The following is a 21,117-nucleotide window of genomic DNA, read 5'->3' as shown; positions in this document are numbered from 1 at the left end:
AAGACTTATCCATCCTTTCCCTAGTATAATCCCGTTTTTTAAGATGAAAAGGTAGAGTAATGTTATCTGCGTATCCTGAGCTTGTGGCTTTTCTTCCCTGTCGCTCCCCTGATGCCTGGGTGAATTGGGCTCTTGAAAACCAATCGCTGCTGTTAAATGATCATGCACACTGCGAAAAAAAAGCTGCCTCAACGGCAATGAGTTTAATGTATCGCTATGTGGATCGTGATAATTTGCTGCATAAAATGTCTCGCTTAGCCCGTGAAGAATTATTGCATTTTGAGCAGGTGCATAAATTGATGCGTAAGCGTGATGTTGCCTATGAGCATTTAACGGCATCTCGCTACGCGGATGGTTTGCGAAAACATATTCGAACTCATGAGCCGGCTCGTCTGGTTGACACTTTAATTATTGGCGCCTTTGTAGAGGCGCGTTCTTGCGAACGTTTTGCTGTGCTGGCCCCCCATTTGGATGCAGAGCTGTCTAAGTTTTATCAATCCTTGCTTAAATCAGAGGCTCGTCACTTTGAAGATTATTTGGCTTTAGCAGAAGAATATGCAGGCGAACCGATTACAGAACGCGTTGAATTTTTCCGTAAATTAGAACATGCTTTAATCATTGAACCTGATGAGGAATTTCGTGTTCATAGTGGCCCGCCGATGGTTGCTGCCGCCTAAAAAGGGCAGTATGGCGGAATAAGATATATGGTAATTGCACTAATACACAAGGTGTAGCGGCTGTTTTTGTTATTACGAAAGGCTACAAAGCATTTCATATTCATACTAGGTATTTGAGTTTAGGGTGCTAGACTTATCGGTGTAACAGCTGATGATTGAAGAGGTGAATGATGGGTATGCAAATGAGTGAGCAATTGCCAGATGTTACCTATTGGTTAGCATTGGAATTATCAAAGAACGATCAAATGATAAACCTTGATAAGGTATATCAAGGGTCTGTGGAATTGGATTATTTGTATCAACTATTAACCAGCAAAGCTCAACAACATTGGTGGCAAACCTATGGCGTTGAACTTAATCCAGTCGTCGTGAATAATGCTTTTTTTCGAGCCGTAGCTTTATTACACGAGCGTCATTTAGAATTTTCACGTTTGCGAAAAGGCGCTGAAACTCAATGGGTAAAGGAGCTGCTTCATCTCAATTAAATCATCTGGTCGCATTGTCCAAACGGAGCATCTTGTTCTGATTGGCTTGCTGATAATAAATTTATATGAATTAAAAACGCCCAACTTGAAACAGTTGGGCGTTTTTGTTTTCGGCGCCAATGGCTAATTCGTTATGTTAACTCGCAATTGGCTCCAATGCTGTTGAGTATATTAGCCTAATGGTTGGGTGTGAACGTTTTTTAAGGCGCTCAGGCCATTGGCTAAAAAATCCTCTAGATTAGCGTTAGCTTGTACGTAGGCTTGATCGTCTAGGGTGGCTAACCAAACACAATCATCCCAGTCTCCCAATACACAACGGCTATAATCCGTGAGGATGTGGAGTGCTGGGCGATGGGTATGTCCATGGATAAGAAGGTTAGCATGGTGCTCTTTTATAGATTGAGCAACATGAGCTTCCGTGACATCTGTGATGCTGAACGATTTGTCTGATGACATGCTTTTGCTGTCATTGCGTAATTGTTCCGCTAGTGCGAGTCGTTGTTCCAGCGACATGGAGAGTACTTGAGTTTGCCACTGTGAGGATCGGACCATAGCGCGAAGCTTTTGATACTCAATATCTTCTTGACAGTATTCATCACCATGAGTGAGAAGAATAGAGTGGTTATCTTGTTTTATTAGCGTTTGCTCACTGAGTAGTGTTGCGCCAACTTCCTGACACCAAGTATTCCCGATCAAAAAGTCACGATTGCCATGAATAAAATATAACCCTATGCCTTTATCTGACAGACTACGAAGAGCCTGTTTGATTGGGGTGTTCCAGTCAGCTTGATAATCGTCGCCGATCCAAGCTTCATAGAGATCACCCAATATATAGAGACTGGCATCGCTGTTTGTGTGTTTGTCGGCGATTTCTTGCAACATACGAACAAACGCGCGGATTAAATCCGGACGTTTGTCGTAAAGGTGCAGATCGGATATAAAGTAACGAGTCATTAGCCCTCGCTTTTAACCAATTCCGCTTTTTCGATGATGACGTCTTCGACAGGCACATCTTGGTGGCCTGCTTTCACAGTGGTTTTGACTTCTTTGATCTTGTTAACGATGTCCATACCCGCAGTGACTTTACCAAATACCGCATAACCCCAACCGTCGGCTGATTTGCTGCGGTGATTGAGGAATTTGTTATCGCTTACGTTGATGAAGAATTGTGTTGAAGCGGAATGGGGATCCATCGTGCGGGCCATCGCAAGTGTGCCAGTTAGGTTTTCCAAGCCATTGTCAGCTTCGTTCTCAATCGAGGGTTTCGATTCTTTTTGCGTCATGCCTGGTTCAAACCCTCCTGCTTGTACCATAAAGCCGTTAATGACGCGGTGAAAAATCACGCCATTGTAGTGGCCTGCTACCACATGATCTTCAAAGTTTTTTGCTGTTTTTGGGGCTTTTTCGTAATCCAGCTCAACATGAATGTCGCCGAAGTTGGTATGTAAAATGATCATTTATAATTCCTTATCTTGATAAAAAGAAAATCGTATTCAATGTTTAATCGATATTAAGCATTTTATGTGTTTGTAGGCTGAGACGCCACAGTGGATGTGCTAAACAATAGTGTAATGTGGCTTGTTGGGTGTCAATTAGTGGAATTTGGTCGGTTGTTAAGTGGCTTTGGTCCATAGGTTGTAGATAAAAATGTGTAAAATCCAAGCCTTCAAATAACTCTGGGGTGATGTGTGTTTGTGGGTACACCAGCTTGAGTTCACTGCCTTTGGTGACTACTAGCGGTTTCGTCGTTTTGGGGCTGACACATATCCAATCAATGCCTTGTGGTAGTGGAAGCGTGCCATTGGTTTCAATGGCTATGGTATAGCCATACTGCTTCATTTCTGCAATGAGTGCTTCATCAAGCTGTAGCGCGGGTTCGCCCCCCGTAAAAACAACGTATTTGTGTGCTTGACCAGTGGGCCATAGGGCGTCGATGTGTTCGCGTAATTGTTCTGCCGTTTTAAATTTTCCACCGTTTTGGCCATCAGTGCCGATGAAATCGGTGTCGCAGAACTGGCAGTCAGACTGTGCGCGGGTTTTCTCTTGTCCTGACCATAAATTACAGCCAGTAAATCGGCAAAATAGAGCTGGACGGCCAGCGTGCGCTCCTTCGCCTTGCAATGAATAAAAGGCTTCTTTAATTGAGTACATGTGTTACACCAGTTACGTCTCGAAAAACAGTTCGAGGTAAGGGTTCACTTTAGTTGTTATGTTATCGATGTGCTGGGAATTTGTGGAACAAAAGCCAGTCACAACCGACACAAGCAGACTAAAATCAGGGTAAGTGAGTCATTAACGTATGTTGATGAACACTTAGGCTTCATATTCCAGTGGGTCTGTCTTGCCTTGTTCTGCAAACGCTTCTAGTCGTTCGTTACAGGCACCACATTTGCCACAGGATTTTTCTCGGCCATTATAGCAAGTCCATGTTTTAGCGTAATCTAAATTCATCGCTAATCCCGCTTTTAAAATGTCGCCTTTGGACGAATGCAAAAATGGAGTGACAATTTCAACGGGTTGGTAATTGGCAATGCTAGAAACGGCATTCATGGCCGCGACAAATTTAGGGCGACAGTCAGGATAAATATGGTGATCACCCGAGTGAGCGCCATAGTATACTTTACCTGCTTCCAATGAAACCGCATAAGCAATCGCCATAGAGAGTAATACCATATTACGATTAGGGACCACGGTGGATTTCATATTGTCACTTTCATAATGACCTTCTGGAATGTCTTCATCACTGGTGAGAGAGGAGTTAGCCATTAAACTATTAATTGCCGTGATATCGACGATTTTGTGAGGCACCTGCAATTCGCTGCAAACTTGTGCGGCGACTTGTAGTTCCTTGCTGTGTTTTTGTCCGTAATTAAAAGATAGGGCGTAAACCTCTAGTCCGCTTTGAAGTGCGGTATTGAGAACGGTAAATGAGTCCATTCCCCCGGAATACACCACGACGGCTTTTTCTGACATATCTGTTACCTCTAATTACTTGGGTGATGAGAGTATTGGCTTATTACCTAAGCATGGGTAATAAGGGCGCGGATTATAGCAGAAGGCCGATAAATCGAACTAGAAATCATGAAAAATTCAATTGAAAAAAACAGATGTTGAAAGCTCGAAAGAGTTAAGGTAAATTATTTGCGTAACTGGTTACGTATTTTTTGATATGACGCTAAGTCGATTATGTTGTTGGTAAGCTGGAGGGGGCGAAAGTGGAGCAATTTGGTGTATTAACCTTAGGGAGTCGTCTAAAGAGGCTAAGTGATGATCTGTTTAGTGAGGTTCAATCGATTTATTTGCAGTGCGATATCCCTATATCGTCGACGTATTTTCCGATTCTTCGCTTGTTACAGCATGTCGGTGGGTTATCGGTCGTTGAAATTGCCGAAAGGCTAAGGCTTAGTCATCCCGCTGTCAGCAAGCAAGTTACCAAAATGACAAAGGAGTGCTTGCTTGAGAAAACCCTTGATACTCAAGACCAGCGACGCTCTTTATTGAAGCTATCAGAACATGGTATCCAGGCAATGCAGCGGGTAGAGCCAATTCTAGAAGAAATGAAAGTGGTCATAGAAAATATGACGAATTTTTCAAGTAGCCACTTTATGGAGGGGTTATCTGAACTGGAGAAACAACTCTTTAGTGGCAGTCTTGCGGATAAAGTCATGGATCGTTTGGGGACAATTGCGATTGTGCCGCTTGCAAAAAAATATGAGCGAGCCTTTTATGACCTAAATATGGCATGGTTAAAACGCTATTTTCCTGATCAGATAACAGAGAAGGATCATGAGTTACTGAGTCATCCACAACGAGAAATTATTGATAAAGGTGGTAGGGTTTGGGTAGCCATAAGAAAGACGCCAACATTTGACTCTGTTGTTGGCGCCATAGCCTTTGTGCCATCCCATGACACTTCATCCAGTAACAAGCGCAGTGGTGAGGTATGTAAGTTAGGCGTAGCGGAACATTGCCAAGGAAAGGGGGTTGCCCAAGGGTTATTGTCTCAGGTGTTTGAGTTTGCTGAACATAATCATCTGTCTAAGTTGACGTTAGAGACTGCATCTTGTTTGACGGCGGCACGACGACTCTACGACAAAAATGGCTTTGTGGAAAAAGCCTTTCCTTACGCTTCTCCATATGAAAGGGCGGATGTCTATATGGAAAAATCATTGGGTGATCATATATGAGTACCTTTAAGGAAATGCGCCGTGGTTTTGTTGCTTCCATTCCAATGATTGTTGGAGGTATACCGTTCGGTTTGTTATTTGGTTCTCTAGCATCTAGTCATGGTTTGAGTCCTTGGTTTGCCATTGCGATGTCGGCTATTGTGTTTGCAGGGTCTGCTCAGTTTGTTGCCCTTGGGTTAATTGCCCTACATGCGCCTATCTGGGTCATTGTTTCAACGACTTTTATCGTTAATCTACGTCACCTCTTGTATGCCGCTGACATGGTGAAATTTGTTCGTCATTTGCCCCTACCCATACGCTTTATTATGGGCTTTGGACTCATTGATGAGACTTATGCGGCGGTTCGACCAATGTATTCAGTGGGGGCTGTCAACGAAGCCACAGGCTATAAAGTGTATCTGGGGTCTTTTTTATCGTTTTATGTCATGTGGAATCTGACCACACTGCTGGGGATTTTAACGGGTGAACTGATTCCGGGAATGAGCGACTGGGGATTAGAGTTCGCGATGGTCGCCACTTTTATTGGCATTATTACTCCTTATTTAAAGCACAAGTCGTTTTGGTTGTGTCTTGTCTGTGCGGGGGGATCTTCCATTTTGTTATCTGGGTTACCCAATAATTTAGGTTTGCTGGTGTCTGCATTAATTGGTGTTTTGATGGGCGTTGTCGCGGATGTAATGGTGAAGCCTGCGTCACAAAATGATAAAGGTGTTCAGGAGGTGAAATCATGACATTGCCCGATTATGTTTTGATTATTGCTGGTATGTTTATAGTGACTTTTGGAGTGCGTTTTGTCTTGTTTGCTCGAGCAGATAAGGTTGTTATGCCTGCTTTTGTTGAGAAAGCATTGAAGTTTGTGCCTGTGGCTGTGTTGACTGCGATTATCACGCCCATGGTTTTAATGCCAAACAAGCATCTAGATATTTCGCTGGATAATCCTTGGCTGTTAGGAGCCATTGCAGCGTTTACTGTGGGGGTTTGGCGTCAGCATCAGCTGTTGACTATTGTCGTTGGAGTGCTGGTATTTTTTGTGGCGAAGTATTGGTAAGAAAGAGGGGGCTCGTCAATAAGTTACCCGAAGAAAAAGAGACAAAAAGATTTTACGCTCAATATCCAAGGGAAACCTAAATAATATATACTTGGCGATCAAAGTAACAATTATTGTTAGACGAATATTAATCGGGACTTACATCAAACATGTCAGAAACGTCAAAACCAGGTAATTTCATTACCCAAATCATTGATAAAGATAACGAATCAGGAAAGCATGGAGGCAAGGTGCTAACGCGCTTCCCACCTGAGCCAAATGGCTATTTACACATTGGTCATGCTAAATCTATCTGTCTAAACTTCGGCGTAGCGCAACGTTACAATGGGCAATGTAATCTACGTTTTGACGATACCAACCCTGAAAAAGAGAGTGTTGAGTACATTGAGTCTATTAAGCACGATGTCGAGTGGTTAGGCTTTGAGTGGAAAGATCAGCCCAAGTTTGCTTCTGACTATTTTGACCAACTGTTTGACTATGCGGTTCAACTTGTGCAAGCCGGTAAAGCTTACGCATGTGAGTTGAATGGCGAGCAAATGCGTGAATACCGTGGCACCTTGAAAGAGCCGGGTAAAAACAGCCCGTACCGTGATCGTACCGTGGAAGAAAATATGGCCATTTTTATGGACATGAAAAACGGCAAATACAAAGATGGTGAAGTGGTGTTGCGGGCCAAAATTGATATGGCCAGCCCAAACATTAATCTTCGTGATCCGATTATTTATCGTGTTCGTCACGTTCATCACCACCAAACTGGTGATAAATGGTGCGTTTACCCAATGTACGATTTTACTCATTGTTTGTCGGATGCCATTGAAGGGGTAACGCATTCCATTTGTACGTTGGAATTCCAAGATCATCGTCCATTATATGATTGGGTGTTGGAAACCCTAAAAACCGTTCATCCTCAGCAAATCGAATTTGCTCGGTTGAATTTGAACTACACCGTGACCAGTAAACGTAAACTCAAACAGTTGGTGGATGAGAAGCATGTAGACGGTTGGGATGATCCTCGTATGCCAACCATTTCCGGTCTTCGTCGACGTGGTTATACGGCTCAATCTATTCGCAATTTCTGTGAACGTATTGGTGTTACAAAATCGGACAGCGTGGTTGATGTGGGTATGCTTGAACACGCGATTCGTGAAGATTTGGATGCGAATGCTAACCGTGCCATGGCGGTTTTGAACCCCATTAAAGTAACGTTGACCAACTACCCAGAAGACAAAGAAGAAATCTTCACAGTCAGTAATCATCCGAAAAATGAAGAAGCTGGCACTCGTGAGGTGCCGTTCAGTAAATCGCTCTATATTGATGCGGCAGACTTTGCAGAAGTACCTCCTCGCAAGTGGAAGCGTTTAACATTGGATGGTGCAGTTCGTCTACGTGGTGGTTATGTGATTACCTGTGATGAGGCGATTAAGAACGAAGCGGGTGAAGTGGTTGAACTGCTATGCCGCTACGATGAGAACACCTTGGGGGTTAACCCAGAAGACTATAAACCAAAAGGGGTGATCCATTGGGTGAGTGCAAAACATGCTGTTGATGCCACCGTGAATTTGTATGACCGCTTGTTTGTTAATGAAGCGCCTGATGCGAATTATGAAGACAAAACCTTTTTAGATTTTATCAACCCTGAGTCATTGACTGTTTTAACCAATGCGAAAGTGGAACCGTCTCTTGTTTCTGCGCAAAAAGGTCAGGGCTTTCAGTTTGAGCGTGAAGGGTATTTTTGTCGCGATTTGAAAGAAGAGGGTATGGTCTTTAACCGTACTGTAACGTTACGTGATTCTTGGGCGAAAATCGAAGCAAAAGGAAAGTAAGAGCATGTTGAAGATTTATAACACCCTAACGGGCAAAAAAGAAATTTTCAAACCCATTGTCGAAGGCAAAGTCGGTATGTATGTCTGTGGCAATACCGTGTATGACTTCTGTCACATTGGGCATGCTCGCGCGATGATTTCCTTCGATATTATCTCACGTTTTATCCGTCACCTTGGTTATGATTTGACCTATATTCGCAATATTACGGATGTCGATGACAAAATTATCAAACGTGCGGAAGAGAATAATGAGTCGACTCAGGCACTGACTGAGCGCATGATCGCGGCTCAACGTGAAGATGAGTTGGCGTTGGGTAATAAAATGCCTGATCGTGAGCCCAAAGCCACAGAGTTCATGCAAGAAATCATTGATATGGTAAGCATCTTAGTTGATAAAGGATTTGCTTATCAGGGCGCTTCTGGTGATGTGTACTATCGCGCGGCTAAATTCAAAGATTACGGAAAGCTAAACAATCGTAAGCTTGAAGATATGCTCGCTGGTGCACGTATTGAAGTGGAGGCATCGAAAGAGCATCCCGCTGATTTTGTATTGTGGAAGCCCGCAAAAGAAGGTGAGGTCGCGTGGGATTCCCCATGGGGGAAAGGCCGTCCTGGCTGGCATATTGAATGCTCTGCCATGTCGACGAGTTGCCTAGGGAGTCATTTTGATATCCATGGTGGGGGGCCTGATCTTAAGTTTCCTCACCATGAAAACGAAATTGCTCAGTCTGAAGCGGCAACGGGTAAGGATTATGTTAACTATTGGATGCACTGTGGTGCCGTGCGTGTGAACAATGAGAAAATGTCTAAGTCATTAGGTAATTTCTTCACGGTTCGCGATGTGTTAGCGAAATTTAATCCAGAGGTGATTCGATACCTAATGGTGTCGAGCCAGTATCGCAGCCCAATTGATTACTCGGATCAAAGTTTGCAGGAGGCGAAAGTGGCGCTGGAGCGTCTTTACACAGCGCTACGCCAACAAGAGGTTGCTGATTCCTATGAGCCGACCAAATTTACTGAGCGTTTTGAAGACGCGATGAAAGACGACTTCAATACCGCTGTAGCAGTGTCTGTTCTATTTGAATTGGTTCGCGAATTGAATAAAGCTAAAACGGAGTCGCCGACAATGGCACCTAAGTTAGCGGCGGAATTGCGAGCATTAGCGGAGTTGCTGGGGCTACTTGGTCAGGATCCTGAGTATTTCTTGCAAAACAGCACTTTGTCAGAAGGATTAGATGAAGCGGCGATTCAGGCGTTGATCGATGAACGTACACAAGCCCGCAAAGATAAAAACTTTGCTCGCAGTGATGAAATTCGTGATGAGTTGGCAAGACAAGGCATTGAGCTGTTGGATAGTCGCGAAGGAACAACGTGGACACGCCATTAGTGGCTTGAGGTTTTTTCGTAACATCTAGTAGATAAAAAGGCGATGTTTTTAATTGGCATCGCCTTTTTTACTGGGAGCGACTTGAATACTGGAAGTTACTCAAGTGATGCTGGTTGAAAGTGTTATTCGCTGCGGTGAACGCGAACGGCTAGCACATCACATGGTGCACCATGAAGTACGCCATTGGCAGTCGAGCCTAATAAAAGAGCTAGGCCATGACGGCCGTGACTGCCAACAACGATAACGTCGACGCCTTTTTCTTCTGCAATGCGGTGGATTTCACTTTCGATGCCACCTTGAGTGACACAGGTTTCTTTGACAGGTACGTCGATTTGGCCTTCCAAGACGGCCATGCGTTCTTTCGCCGTGTCTTTAAGCTGATTTTGTATGTCAGTGATGTCAATCGGGACATCGCCTCCATAAGCGTAATTGAGAGACTCAATAACGTGTACAATGATGAGTTCGGCTCCCATGGCCTTAGACAGTTCGGCTGCTTTGTTGGCGACTTTAATGCTCTCGTCAGTTAGATCAATGGCAAGTAGTATTTTTTGGTACAACATAGGATACCTCCAGTTTGGATGCTGATTTTAAGTGCTTAAATGCGAATATCAGTTTCTATTTATTTTAGTCTATATGTAACGAGCAAGGTGTATGAAATTAGCGATCATTATTTTTATTACGTTATCCATTATGGGAGCAGCCTCATGGATTCTCCCTACCAAACGAGAGCGGCGTTTGGGAGAACTACGAATGAACGCACGACAATTAAAACTTACTGTTCAGCTTACATCAATCGGGCTACCTGACAAGTGGGATAAGTCAAAAGACGTGCAAAAATTTTATGCTTATTGCTTATTTCGAGACAAACCGCTTGATTTAATTGAAGAAGAACTTTGGTTGATCTCTTATGAGGTATGGAAATACCTTCCTGTCGTGTCAAGCTGGTGGATGAGTAAAGAGCTAAATTTAACCGATCAGGATAAGCAAGATTTGTTGACATTATCCGGTGTTGCCACGGCTATTAAGATCAATAAAGACGGCGTATCAGTGTACTGGGATGAGGAAAAAGGAGACGAGGATACCGTTAAACTGATTTCAAGGTTGGCCCATTCTTTAGCAAAGCCGTCCTTGATTTGAAACTGGGAAGACTGAAGGGTAAACAAACATGTGGTCAAACAAACAGCTGATCACACGTTTAATGTTTGGTTAATTGGCTTTGTCTATTGGTTATCTGCATCCAGTTGCTTGTTGATCATGTTGGCCACATCGTTATTTGCTTCAATGTTTTGGATCAGTTTGCTTAGCACTTCTTCTGGGTTTTCAGCATCCTTAATGGCGTCTAGCTTAGGTTGCATGATGCGTTTCATCTTATCCATGACGTAATCCTGGAGTGCTTTCTTTTCTGGCCGCTCAATGGAGTCGGACTTGATATGAGACAAAATAACGCCATAGAGGGTTTGTGCAACGCGCAAATCTCCGCCATTAAAGTTTTTGTTGGCTTGCACCATTTGTCGGTTTAACTGAACCCATAAATTAAGCCAGCGAAGGTAGTCATAGCAGAGCTTGTAATGGGAGTTGCTAATGCGGCCCCGGCGACGAAGATAAAGTAACATTTTAGCTGTTTTCGTCAGGCGCTCTTTGTAATTGGCTTTTTGTTGGAAGCTAAGGGCTTCTGGCTCAGGGTTAAATTCAACGGGTAATGCATTACGATCTTCTTCTGCTTTGGCGATGCGGACTTCTACTTTTTCTGGATCGTCAGAATATTGTAAAAGTTCGCGAAGTGTGTCTAGATAATAATCGTAAAGCACATCGGTCACGATGGTGTCCGTATTAATATCTTTTAGACCTCGCAGATGATATTCGGCGCGATCCGCTCGATTGGTCAGTTGTAATTGCTTAAAACGACGTTCTGTTAACTCTTTTTCTTTCTGTTGGGCACGTGAACCAATGACAACTGAAAGAACGACTATGATCATTAAAAAAGCAATAGTAAGAATTTGAAGTGTTGCCATGATTGTCCTTGAGCAATGAATTCAGTATGTTAAATAAGAAATACTTAGTTCAGCAAGCGATAATATGCGAAACAATACAGCGATCACTTGTCATATAAAAGGTGTTTGCTTAATATCAGCGCCCCGAAGACTAATTTACGCAAAACGAATTTTGCAGACGTACTCAAAAAGAAGGCTTATACAGTTCAATGGGAAAATCACTGGTTATCGTGGAATCGCCAGCTAAGGCGAAAACCATCAACAAATACCTAGGCAATGACTTTGTTGTTAAGTCGAGTGTGGGTCACATTCGCGATTTGCCTTCTGGTACGACAGCGAAGTCAACGCCTCAAGAGCGTGCTAAGCAAGCGGCTTTGACACGTAAGATGAGCCCTGAAGAAAAGGTGGAGTATAAGCGTCGTAAGTCACAGCAGCAGCTTATCGCTCGCATGGGCATTGACCCTGAAAATGACTGGGAAGCCCATTATGAAGTGCTGCCAGGCAAAGAGAAGGTAGTTGATGAGCTAAAACGCTTAGCAAAGAATGCCGATCAGATCTATCTGGCAACGGATTTGGATAGAGAAGGGGAGGCCATTGCGTGGCATTTGCGCGAAGCCATAGGTGGTGATGACAACCGCTACAAAAGAGTGGTCTTTAATGAGATCACTAAAAAAGCCATTCAAGCCGCGTTTGAAACGCCCTCTGAGCTTGACATTAACCGTGTTAATGCACAGCAAGCACGTCGTTTCTTAGATCGCGTAGTAGGTTTTATGGTGTCGCCTTTACTTTGGGCGAAAGTAGCTCGAGGCTTATCTGCTGGGCGGGTTCAGTCCGTTGCTGTACGCTTAATTGTTGAGCGAGAAAAAGAAATTCGCGCCTTTGTTCCAGAAGAGTTCTGGGAGTTGCAAGCGTTACTAAAAACGCCAGCGAAAGAATCGATTAAGTTTGATGCGGTAAAATATCAAGGCAAAGAATATCGTCCGGTTAGCAAGGAAGAGTCTGATGCTCATGTGGCCCGACTGGATGGTGCGAGTTATCACGTTAGCAATCGCGAAGATAAGCCGACCAGTAGTAAGCCTTCCGCCCCCTTTATCACCTCGACGTTACAACAAGCGGCGAGTACGCGTTTAGGCTTTGGTGTGAAAAAAACCATGATGCTTGCCCAGCGCTTATACGAAGCGGGTTACATCACATATATGCGTACGGATTCGACCAACTTAAGTGTTGAAGCGGTTGAGGCGCTACGAGAGTATATTTTATCGAACTTTGGTGATAAATATTTACCGAAAGAGCCACTACGTTACAGTAGTAAAGAGGGTGCCCAAGAAGCCCATGAAGCCATCCGTCCATCGGATGTGAACGTACGACCGGATGATCTGCAGGGCATGGAAAAAGATTCCCATCGTCTCTATGACCTGATTCGTAGTCAATTTATGGCATGTCAAATGACGCCAGCTTTGTACACATCTACCTCTGTTACGGTGACGAGTGGGGAATACGAATTTAAAGCTAAAGGGCGTATTTTGCGCTTTGATGGTTACACTCGGGCTATGCAGTCGTTCGCGAAAAAAGGCGAAGACAATATCCTACCAGATGTGGCTCAAGGGGAAACCTTGGTGCTTGACTCTTTGTTGCCCGAGCAGCACTTTACCAAGCCTATCGCACGCTTTAGCGAAGCCAGTTTGGTAAAAGAGCTGGAAAAACGTGGTATTGGTCGTCCCTCTACCTACGCTTCTATCATTTCAACGATTCAAGAGCGCGGGTATGTGCGTGTTGAAAATCGTCGTTTTTACGCGGAAAAAATGGGAGATATTGTTACCGAGCGTCTAGTGGATAGCTTCCATTCTTTGATGAATTTTAGCTTTACTGCTGAGATGGAAGAACAGCTGGATGACATTGCAGAAGGTAAAAAAGACTGGATTAAAACGTTGAATGCGTTTTACAAAGACTTCAGTGGTATGTTGGCTAAGGCGGAATCGCCAGATGAAGGGATGATGCCTAACGAGCCGACACCGACTGATATTGAGTGTCCGACTTGCTCTCGTCCTATGCAAATCCGTACGGCGAGTACAGGGGTGTTCTTATCTTGTTCCGGTTATTCGTTACCGCCCAAAGAGCGTTGTAAGGCGACAATTAATTTGATTCGCGGCGATGAAGCAATTGCGGTTGATGATGAAGAAGGGGAATCTAAGGCTCTAATCGGAAAGCGCCGCTGTAAAATTTGTGGTTCTGCCATGGACAGCTATTTGATGGATGAGCATCGTAAGCTGCATGTTTGTGGTAATAACCCTGCTTGTTCTGGATACGAAGTAGAGAAGGGATTCTTTAAAATCAAAGGTTACGATGGCCCAGTGCTGGAGTGTGATAAGTGTGGCTCCGAAATGCAGCTTAAAACGGGTCGCTTTGGGAAATACTTCGGGTGTACAAACGAAGAGTGTAAAAATACCCGTAAGCTATTGAAAAATGGTGAGGCAGCACCACCAAAAATGGATCCTGTTCCTATGCCAGATTTGGCTTGTGACAAAGTTGATGACCATTATGTATTGCGTGATGGAGCAACAGGTCTGTTTTTGGCGGCCAGTCAGTTTCCTCGTAAACGAGAGACGCGTGCGCCGTTAGTGAAAGAACTGCTGCCGTTTATGGATCAGATTGATCCTAAATATCACTTTTTCAAGACCGCGCCAGTTAAGGATAATGAAGGCCGTCCTACGGTGATTCGCTATAGTCGTAAAACGAAAGAGCAATATGTGATGACCGAAGAAGAAGGAAAGCCAACGGGCTGGAAAGCTTACTATGTTGGTAGTAAATGGGTTGTTGAAGAAGGTAAGAAAAAGAAATGAGTAGCGCTAGTCAAGCGAGTGTTACCAACCAGAAGTTAGACGCAGCACGACGTTTTTTGCAGAAAAGCCAGCAGTGTGAAGAGTCTTGGTTGCTCGCTGGACTAGAAGGAGCGTCTTTGTTTCACCTTCGCAGTGCCTTGAACGGTTTGCTACAAGAGATCAAAACGGCTTATAGTCTGAAATCAGAATTAGATATCTTGAAATTACAACATGCAGCGAAAGAGATAGGGGTTGTGGTACCCACATTGAGCGAGCTAGCAGATCTTGCTTTACAACCCCTTTCTTGGCTGAATCAATTAGAGCAAGCATTCATTGCCCAGTTGGAATGTCACTATACATCGTTTTCTGGTATGAGTTCGGACAATATAATTGGTAAAGGATCGGATGCCGGTGCTTCAGTTGGTCTGTACTTGTCCAAGCTTGTTGAGTTGGTGTTGCGTTTTAGAGAAGAATCATCAGAGTATTAATTATGAAAGAATCTTATCTAGAGATTGTTGAACTCGATAATGGCGACATTGTGTTGAGACCAGCAAGTGAAGACGGAGAAAGTGTTGAGCCGCTGGCCACCTTGGTCATTTCCGATACAACGAAGTCATACTTAAAAGAGCGGTATTTTGAATTGGCTAAATGCATGTTTCATGCAGGTATAGACTTTGTTTATTCTGATGAATCCGCTTTTGGAGACGATGCTGAGTACTTAGAAGATTTGGAAATGCGCCCTAAAATCCTGCATTGATCAGGACGATATAAAAAATGCGAAGCCATGGCTTCGCATTTTTCTTGGCCGCCTATTAATGGTTGGTTAGGTCGGCCTCATCTTTATCTGTTAGAATATGTGCCGGGTTAGCTTAAGGTATTAGCTTAAACGGTTTGTCTTATGACACCGACAGATAAGCCTTCGATGGCAAACTCTTCGCTTTCCAGATCAACAAGAATATCGTCAAATTCTTCATTCTCGGGTTGTAGACGTACTTGACTGCCTTTTTGATAGAAACGCTTAACCGTGACCTCATCGCCAATGCGGGCAACAACGATCTGACCATTGCGAATGGTAGTGGTTTTATGGACAGCCAAGAGATCGCCCTCCATAATGCCAATATTTTTCATACTGGTGCCGGAGACAGATAAAAAGTAATCCGCTTTAGGGGAAAACATATTAGGCGGCACGCTCACATGTGATGCGATGTTTTCTTGTGCAAGAATTGGAAAGCCCGCGGCCACTTTGCCAATGACGGGTAGGCCAAGCTCTTCGTCGTTGGCAGCCTCGACAGAGTCTTCAATTAATTGAATGCCTCGGGATGCGCCAGAGAGCATTTTGATGGCACCTTTTTTGGCAAGGGCCTTCAGGTGTTCTTCGGCGGCATTGGGCGATTTAAAGCCTAAGCGACCTGCGATTTCTGCACGTGTTGGAGGAAAGCCGGTTTCGCTAATAAATTCGCGAATGGTTTCTAGTACGTCAGATTGTCTTTTGGTTAATTTAATCATAGGGCCATCTGGTTGTTTATACAGTAACTGTTATTATATACAGCATCACCAACGATTCTCAATAATTTAAATGCTTTCAGACGAACTAAAAACACAAATTCATCTTGCTTATCGTGCTTCTTTGGAAGCAAAACAGCATAAACCCCGAGTTGGTCAGCGTCAGATGATCGGCGCAATCGCGCGTACTTTGGGGAATATCAAACAAGACAGCGAAGGTAATCGGCTAGACGAAAAGCACGTGGCGGTCATTGAGGCTGGAACGGGGACCGGAAAGACACTGTCTTATTGTTTAGCGGCCATTCCAATAGCGAAAGCACGTGGCTTGAAACTCATTATCTCTACGGCAACAGTGGCTCTGCAAGAGCAAATTTTGCATAAAGAACTGCCTAACTTGCTTGCACACACGGAATTAAGCTTCAAATATACATTGGCAAAAGGACGTGGGCGTTATCTCTGTCTAAACAACCTTGAGAGCTTTTTAAGCTCGGAAGATCAAGGTATGGAGGACATGTTTGCAGGACTGTTTGAGCAGCATTTACAAGCTGATGATGTGAATACGGTTTTGTACCAAGAAATGGATGTGGCGTTATCTAAAGGCGAATGGGACGGGGATAAAGATAATTGGGAAGGCGTGATTCGCGATCAAGATTGGCGCCGCTTAACGACAGATCACCAACAATGCACGAACCGAAATTGTGCTAATTATTCTGCCTGTCCATTTTTTAAAGCACGGGCTGAGATTGAGGTTGCCGATGTGATTGTTGCCAACCATGATCTTGTATTAGCCGATTTATCTCTAGGCGGCGGCGCCATTCTTACGCCACCAAAAGAAACCATCTATGTCTTCGATGAAGGCCATCACCTTCCTGATAAAGCCATTGGCCACTTTCGTCATGAAGTGCGTTTACAGCAAAGTATTACTTGGCTTCGCCAGTTGGAGAAAAACCTGGTGAATTTGAAGCAGGAGTTGACCGATGCGGTCAGTTTAACTGGTCAGTTATTGCTGAAAATCCCCCAGCAGATTCAGAGTATTGTGAATTTTATTCAGTATGCTCAGCAAGGTTTGGCGCCTTACATACAAGGTTTAGGGTTGGATCAAGACAATAATCAGCACCGCTTTGAATTTGGTGTGATACCGGACGAGTTGCGACAATTGGCTTACAGTTTGCAGACGTCTTATCAGAAGCTGTTCAATAATATCGAAAGTATTCAGGATGAATGTAAGAAAACCAAACAGAACGAAGGAATGGGGATTACCCCAGAAACAGCGGAGACTTGGCAGCCGATTTTGGGCGTGATTTTAGGCCGTTTAGAGCAATGTATTGAGTTATGGCGTCTATACTCTACGGTTGATGATCAAAACTTTCCGCCTAATGCCCGTTGGTTAGTGGTGATAGGGCAAGGGATGGAGCAAGATGTTGAGCTTGGTGGTTCACCAATTCTGGCGGCCAATACGCTACGTCAGCAGTTATGGGATAAGTGCTTTGGAGCGGTGGTCACATCGGCCACACTGACCGCGCTGAATCAATTTCATCGTTTTAATATGCGCTCAGGGGTGCCTCGGGAAAGTGAATATTTGCGGGTGTTAAGTCCGTTTGACTTCCAGAATAATGGTCTATTGGTGGTGCCCAATATGGAGCATGAGCCAAATCGTGTGGATCAGCATACTGCGGAGATTGTGACGTATCTGAATGAGCATGTTCATACTGATAAGGGGAGTTTGGTGCTGTTTTCTTCGCGTCGTCAGATGGAGGAGGTAGCTAAATCACTTTCTGCTGGGTTGCAAGAGATTCTTCTTATTCAGGGCGAGCAGTCTAAACGGGTGATTCTAGATTCTCATAGGGCTAGGATTGATGAAGGTAAGGGCAGTTTGCTATTTGGGTTGGCCAGTTTTGCCGAAGGGGTAGACTTGCCTGGTAGTTATTTGACCTCTGTGTACATTGCTAAGATTCCTTTTGCGGTACCGGATGATCCCGTTGAGGCCACATTGGCTGAGTGGATACAAAAACGTGGTGGCAACCCCTTTATGGAAATTACCATCCCAGATGCCTCTTTGCGCTTGGTTCAAGCAACGGGGCGTTTGTTGCGAAGTGAAAAAGACTCGGGAGAAATCCATATATTGGATAAGCGTCTCAAGACAAAACGTTACGGGCAACAGTTAATTGATAGTCTCCCACCGTATCGTATGGTATAGCTTGTCGTCTTTTAATCCTACGATAGGGTATGAAAACGTGCAACTTAGCAAAGCAAGGGGTGATAAAAACCTATCATTTAGGTACACTCCCCGCAAAGTTTCATAAATTCAAAAATATAGAAGAATATAGATTCCAATATGGAAAACCAAACAACAGAATCCGCTCCAGAGAAAAAAACAAGACCTAAGCGTCCGCGCCGCTCTAATAAGCGCCCGAACAAAAATAGCAAATCGAATAATAGTGCGTCTGCACAAACAGCTTCTTCAGTGGCGGAAAAAATGGAAAATAACGGTTCAGTGTGGTCAATCGATCAGTTTCAAGTGCCAAAAGTAGACGGTAAATTACGCTTTCATGATTTAAACCTGCCTGACCGGGTATTAAAATCCATTTCTGAAATGGGGTTTGAGTACTGTAGTGAAATTCAGGCAGAAACCTTGCCAATGACTATTAAGGGATATGACATTATCGGACAGGCGCAAACAGGGACCGGAAAAACGGCTGCCTTTTTGATCGCCATGATCAGTGACTTTTTAGATTATCCGCTAGAGGGCAAACGTGCTAATCACTTTGCCCGTGGCTTGATTATCGCACCAACCCGTGAGCTGGCGTTACAGATTGCCGATGAAGCGGAGAAATTGACGTCAAATTGCCATTTGAATGTGGTCTCTTTGGTGGGTGGTATGAGCTATGAAAAGCAAAAGCAAGCTTTAGAAAACGAGAATGTGGATATTCTTGTGGCGACACCTGGTCGTTTGTTGGATTTTGCTCGCAGCAAAAAAGTTATGTTAAATCAGGTGGAATGCTTAGTGTTGGATGAAGCTGACCGTATGTTGTCAATGGGTTTTATTCCGGATGTCAAAAGCATTATTCGCATGACACCCCATAAAGAGAAGCGCCAAACGATGCTGTTTAGTGCGACTTTTCCAAAAGATATTCAGGTATTAGCACGCCAATGGACGTTCTTTCCGAAAGAAGTCTCTGTTGTACCAAAAGAAGCGACAAACCAGAATATTGATCAAGTGATTTATACGGTGGAGGCCGAGCAGAAATGGCCTGTTCTGCAGCAGTTGATTGAAGGTAATAACAATCAGAGAACGATTATTTTCGCGAATCGTCGTGATGAAACCCGCGACCTTTATGAGAAACTCAGAAAAGCGAATATTAATTGTGCAATTCTGTCGGGTGAAGTGGCGCAAGATAAACGTGTCAAAACATTGAAAAACTTCAAAGAAGGCATTATTCAAGTATTAGTAGCAACGGATGTCGCCGGGCGTGGTATTCACGTGGATAATATTGAACTGGTTGTTAACTATGCTTTACCGGAAGACCCAGAAGACTATGTGCACCGTATTGGTCGTACTGGTCGTGGCGGGGAGACTGGTAAAGCAGTCAGTTTTGCCAGTGAAGATGACGCCTTTTTGATTCCTGAAATTGAAAAGGTCGTGGGTGAAAGTATACGTTGTGAATATATGGTGAATACGGCACTTTAATACTTTTCTTACATTAAAAGCCTTTTACAATATGTGTATAGCGAATGCCATTGTGTAAAAGGCTTATCAAGTGAGTACCTATGAACTTAGAGCACCACTTTGCGGGTTTGGGTGAAGCGTTTTTTGCCAAGACGCACATCCAGCCACTTCTTCAGCAGCGCTTGGTTGAATTCAATCAGGAACTTGCTCACTCTCTGTCTATCGACATTAAATCTCCTGAAATCAAGTCTCTTTTGAGCGGTGAAGCGCCAATAGAACAAGCCTTAAGTATGGTATATGCTGGCCATCAGTTTGGTGGTTTTTCTCCTCAGTTAGGCGATGGCAGAGGGGTTTTGTTGGGCGAAGTACGTGATGATCGTGGTCTTTTGCAAGACCTTCATATGAAGGGGGCGGGCCCAACACCTTATTCTCGTCGTGGCGATGGTCGGGCGGTACTGCGTTCTTGTATTCGTGAGTATCTGGCCAGTGAGGCAATGCATGCATTGTCGATTCCTACTTCCCGCGCTTTGGCCTTGTTTGACAGCGAACAGCCTGTGTATCGTGAAACGCCCGAAAAAGGCGCTATGCTATTGCGTACGGCACAAGGGCATATTCGCTTTGGGCATTTTGAGTTTTTCTTTTATCAACGTAGAGATGATGAACTCAAGGCGTTACTTGACTACTGTCTTGAGCATTATTACGCACAGTGTTTAGCTACAGACGCGCCGCTTGAAAATATGCTAATTGAAGTGGTGAAACGGACCGCCAGAATGATTGCTAAGTGGCAGGCTGTTGGGTTTCAGCACGGCGTCATGAACACCGATAATTTTTCGTTTACCGGTGAAACCATTGATTATGGCCCATATGGTTTTATGGAGGATTATGAGCCGGACTGGATTTGTAATCATTCCGATTACGAAGGACGCTACGCGTTTTCTAGGCAGCCAAGTATCGGTTTGTGGAATTTAAACTGTTTGATGCGTTGTTTTTCTCGGCTGCTTGAGCGTGAGCAACTGATTGCTATTTTGCAGCATTATGAGCCTGAATTGCAGTCGCATTATGAAAATTTGATGAAGGCGAAGATGGGCATAACTAATACGCAGCAGTTGGAGACTCTGTTACCAAGTTTGTTTGCCATATTGGCTGCCGAGAAAATGGACTACAGCATCTTTTTCCGTTTATTGAGTAAATTGACGCCTGATAATTCTCATATCGTGCTGGATGAGGTCATTGATAGAGAACGAATGTCTCAGTGGCTCGCACAGTATCAGCAAGCCCGTGAACAAGAAAATGCAAGCTGGCAACAAATCAGTTTGCAAATGCAGCAAGTCAACCCCAAATATATATTGCGAAACTACCTTGCTCACGAAGTCATTGTCGCCGCAGAGCAGGGTGATTATTTGCCTTTTCGTCGTTTGTTATCGGTGCTAAATGCGCCGTTTGACGAGCATGTAGAGAATGAGCAGTTGGCGCAAAGAGCGCCAGACTGGGGTAAGTCATTAGAGGTGAGCTGCTCTTCATAACAAGAAC

Annotated in this window: 21 protein-coding genes; 14 read left to right on the top strand and 7 right to left on the bottom strand. The window is 44.1% G+C overall.

The genetic code is table 11. The annotated features are described in order from the left end of the window. The first annotated feature begins 59 nt into the window (after window positions 1-59). Window positions 60-677, top strand: coding sequence for a tRNA-(ms[2]io[6]A)-hydroxylase (locus JHD45_RS07490; RefSeq protein WP_199475889.1), 618 nt, complete (start codon window positions 60-62; stop codon window positions 675-677). Window positions 678-859: 182 nt separating this feature from the next. Next, a complete protein-coding gene (locus JHD45_RS07485; protein WP_233407678.1) occupies window positions 860-1,162 on the top strand; it encodes a hypothetical protein in 303 nt (100 codons plus the stop codon). Window positions 1,163-1,333: 171 nt separating this feature from the next. On the opposite strand, the gene JHD45_RS07480 is transcribed toward JHD45_RS07485, so the two are convergent. The 4 genes from JHD45_RS07480 to queC all read right to left on the bottom strand — a co-directional run bounded on the left by JHD45_RS07480 (window position 1,334) and on the right by queC (window position 4,135). Beyond that, entirely contained in the window at window positions 1,334-2,116 is a 783-nt protein-coding gene (locus JHD45_RS07480; RefSeq protein WP_199475888.1) for a UDP-2,3-diacylglucosamine diphosphatase, read from the bottom strand. Continuing rightward, on the bottom strand, window positions 2,116-2,619 hold the full coding sequence (locus JHD45_RS07475; protein WP_199475887.1) for a peptidylprolyl isomerase: 504 nt from the start codon (window positions 2,617-2,619) through the stop codon (window positions 2,116-2,118). Before JHD45_RS07475 ends, JHD45_RS07480 begins: the two co-directional genes overlap by 1 nt. Before the next feature lie 43 nt (window positions 2,620-2,662). Next, on the bottom strand, window positions 2,663-3,313 hold the full coding sequence (gene queE / locus JHD45_RS07470) for a 7-carboxy-7-deazaguanine synthase (RefSeq protein ID WP_199475886.1): 651 nt from the start codon (window positions 3,311-3,313) through the stop codon (window positions 2,663-2,665). A 162-nt stretch (window positions 3,314-3,475) separates the two neighbouring features. Next, a complete protein-coding gene (gene queC / locus JHD45_RS07465) occupies window positions 3,476-4,135 on the bottom strand; it encodes a 7-cyano-7-deazaguanine synthase QueC (protein ID WP_199475885.1) in 660 nt (219 codons plus the stop codon). Window positions 4,136-4,377: 242 nt separating this feature from the next. Between queC and JHD45_RS07460 the strand changes: the two genes are divergently transcribed. The 5 genes from JHD45_RS07460 to cysS all read left to right on the top strand — a co-directional run bounded on the left by JHD45_RS07460 (window position 4,378) and on the right by cysS (window position 9,607). Then, window positions 4,378-5,349, top strand: coding sequence for a bifunctional helix-turn-helix transcriptional regulator/GNAT family N-acetyltransferase (locus JHD45_RS07460; protein WP_199475884.1), 972 nt, complete (start codon window positions 4,378-4,380; stop codon window positions 5,347-5,349). Then, window positions 5,346-6,080: an AzlC family ABC transporter permease gene (locus JHD45_RS07455; RefSeq protein ID WP_199475883.1), complete on the top strand. Its 735-nt coding sequence runs from the start codon at window positions 5,346-5,348 to the stop codon at window positions 6,078-6,080. Before JHD45_RS07460 ends, JHD45_RS07455 begins: the two co-directional genes overlap by 4 nt. Then, on the top strand, window positions 6,077-6,397 hold the full coding sequence (locus tag JHD45_RS07450) for an AzlD domain-containing protein (RefSeq protein ID WP_199475882.1): 321 nt from the start codon (window positions 6,077-6,079) through the stop codon (window positions 6,395-6,397). Before JHD45_RS07455 ends, JHD45_RS07450 begins: the two co-directional genes overlap by 4 nt. Before the next feature lie 149 nt (window positions 6,398-6,546). Further along, window positions 6,547-8,220 carry a glutamine--tRNA ligase/YqeY domain fusion protein gene (locus tag JHD45_RS07445; RefSeq protein ID WP_199475881.1) on the top strand — a complete coding sequence of 558 codons (1,674 nt, stop codon included), beginning with the start codon at window positions 6,547-6,549 and terminating at the stop codon, window positions 8,218-8,220. A gap of 4 nt (window positions 8,221-8,224) precedes the next feature. Continuing rightward, the gene (gene cysS, locus JHD45_RS07440; protein WP_199475880.1) at window positions 8,225-9,607 is read left to right on the top strand and encodes a cysteine--tRNA ligase; all 1,383 of its coding nucleotides are present in this window, start codon (window positions 8,225-8,227) and stop codon (window positions 9,605-9,607) included. 122 nt (window positions 9,608-9,729) lie between these two features. Here the strand turns inward: cysS and JHD45_RS07435 are convergent, their stop codons facing one another. Further along, window positions 9,730-10,167, bottom strand: a complete 438-nt coding sequence (locus JHD45_RS07435; RefSeq protein ID WP_199475879.1) for a universal stress protein — start codon at window positions 10,165-10,167, stop codon at window positions 9,730-9,732. Window positions 10,168-10,258: 91 nt separating this feature from the next. Between JHD45_RS07435 and JHD45_RS07430 the strand changes: the two genes are divergently transcribed. Next, the gene (locus JHD45_RS07430; RefSeq protein WP_199475878.1) at window positions 10,259-10,744 is read left to right on the top strand and encodes a hypothetical protein; all 486 of its coding nucleotides are present in this window, start codon (window positions 10,259-10,261) and stop codon (window positions 10,742-10,744) included. A gap of 83 nt (window positions 10,745-10,827) precedes the next feature. On the opposite strand, the gene JHD45_RS07425 is transcribed toward JHD45_RS07430, so the two are convergent. Next, window positions 10,828-11,619, bottom strand: a complete 792-nt coding sequence (locus tag JHD45_RS07425; protein ID WP_199475877.1) for a DNA topoisomerase I — start codon at window positions 11,617-11,619, stop codon at window positions 10,828-10,830. A gap of 188 nt (window positions 11,620-11,807) precedes the next feature. Here JHD45_RS07425 and topA point away from each other — a divergent pair, with 188 nt between their 5' ends. The 3 genes from topA to JHD45_RS07410 are packed head-to-tail and all read left to right on the top strand — an operon-like array spanning window position 11,808 to window position 15,174. Then, window positions 11,808-14,438 (top strand): type I DNA topoisomerase, encoded by a 2,631-nt coding sequence (topA, locus tag JHD45_RS07420; protein ID WP_199475876.1) that lies wholly within the window; start codon window positions 11,808-11,810, stop codon window positions 14,436-14,438. Next, the gene (locus tag JHD45_RS07415) at window positions 14,435-14,905 is read left to right on the top strand and encodes a DUF6586 family protein (RefSeq protein WP_199475875.1); all 471 of its coding nucleotides are present in this window, start codon (window positions 14,435-14,437) and stop codon (window positions 14,903-14,905) included. Before topA ends, JHD45_RS07415 begins: the two co-directional genes overlap by 4 nt. A 2-nt stretch (window positions 14,906-14,907) precedes the next feature. After that, window positions 14,908-15,174, top strand: coding sequence for a hypothetical protein (locus JHD45_RS07410; RefSeq protein WP_199475874.1), 267 nt, complete (start codon window positions 14,908-14,910; stop codon window positions 15,172-15,174). A gap of 125 nt (window positions 15,175-15,299) precedes the next feature. Here the strand turns inward: JHD45_RS07410 and lexA are convergent, their stop codons facing one another. Continuing rightward, window positions 15,300-15,923, bottom strand: a complete 624-nt coding sequence (lexA, locus tag JHD45_RS07405; protein ID WP_199475873.1) for a transcriptional repressor LexA — start codon at window positions 15,921-15,923, stop codon at window positions 15,300-15,302. A 70-nt stretch (window positions 15,924-15,993) separates the two neighbouring features. Here lexA and dinG point away from each other — a divergent pair, with 70 nt between their 5' ends. The 3 genes from dinG (at window position 15,994) to JHD45_RS07390 (ending at window position 21,110) form a co-directional block, all read left to right on the top strand. Further along, on the top strand, window positions 15,994-18,117 hold the full coding sequence (gene dinG, locus JHD45_RS07400) for an ATP-dependent DNA helicase DinG (protein WP_199475872.1): 2,124 nt from the start codon (window positions 15,994-15,996) through the stop codon (window positions 18,115-18,117). A gap of 138 nt (window positions 18,118-18,255) precedes the next feature. Next, the gene (locus JHD45_RS07395; RefSeq protein ID WP_199475871.1) at window positions 18,256-19,608 is read left to right on the top strand and encodes a DEAD/DEAH box helicase; all 1,353 of its coding nucleotides are present in this window, start codon (window positions 18,256-18,258) and stop codon (window positions 19,606-19,608) included. A gap of 80 nt (window positions 19,609-19,688) precedes the next feature. Continuing rightward, window positions 19,689-21,110 (top strand): protein adenylyltransferase SelO, encoded by a 1,422-nt coding sequence (locus JHD45_RS07390; protein ID WP_199475870.1) that lies wholly within the window; start codon window positions 19,689-19,691, stop codon window positions 21,108-21,110. The last annotated feature ends 7 nt before the right edge of the window (window positions 21,111-21,117 follow it).

The organism is Marinomonas spartinae, assembly GCF_016461715.1.
GTDB lineage: Bacteria > Pseudomonadota > Gammaproteobacteria > Pseudomonadales > Marinomonadaceae > Marinomonas > Marinomonas spartinae_A.
The sequence above is the reverse complement of the archived record's forward strand: the minus strand, read 5'-3'. Positions and strand labels throughout refer to the sequence as shown.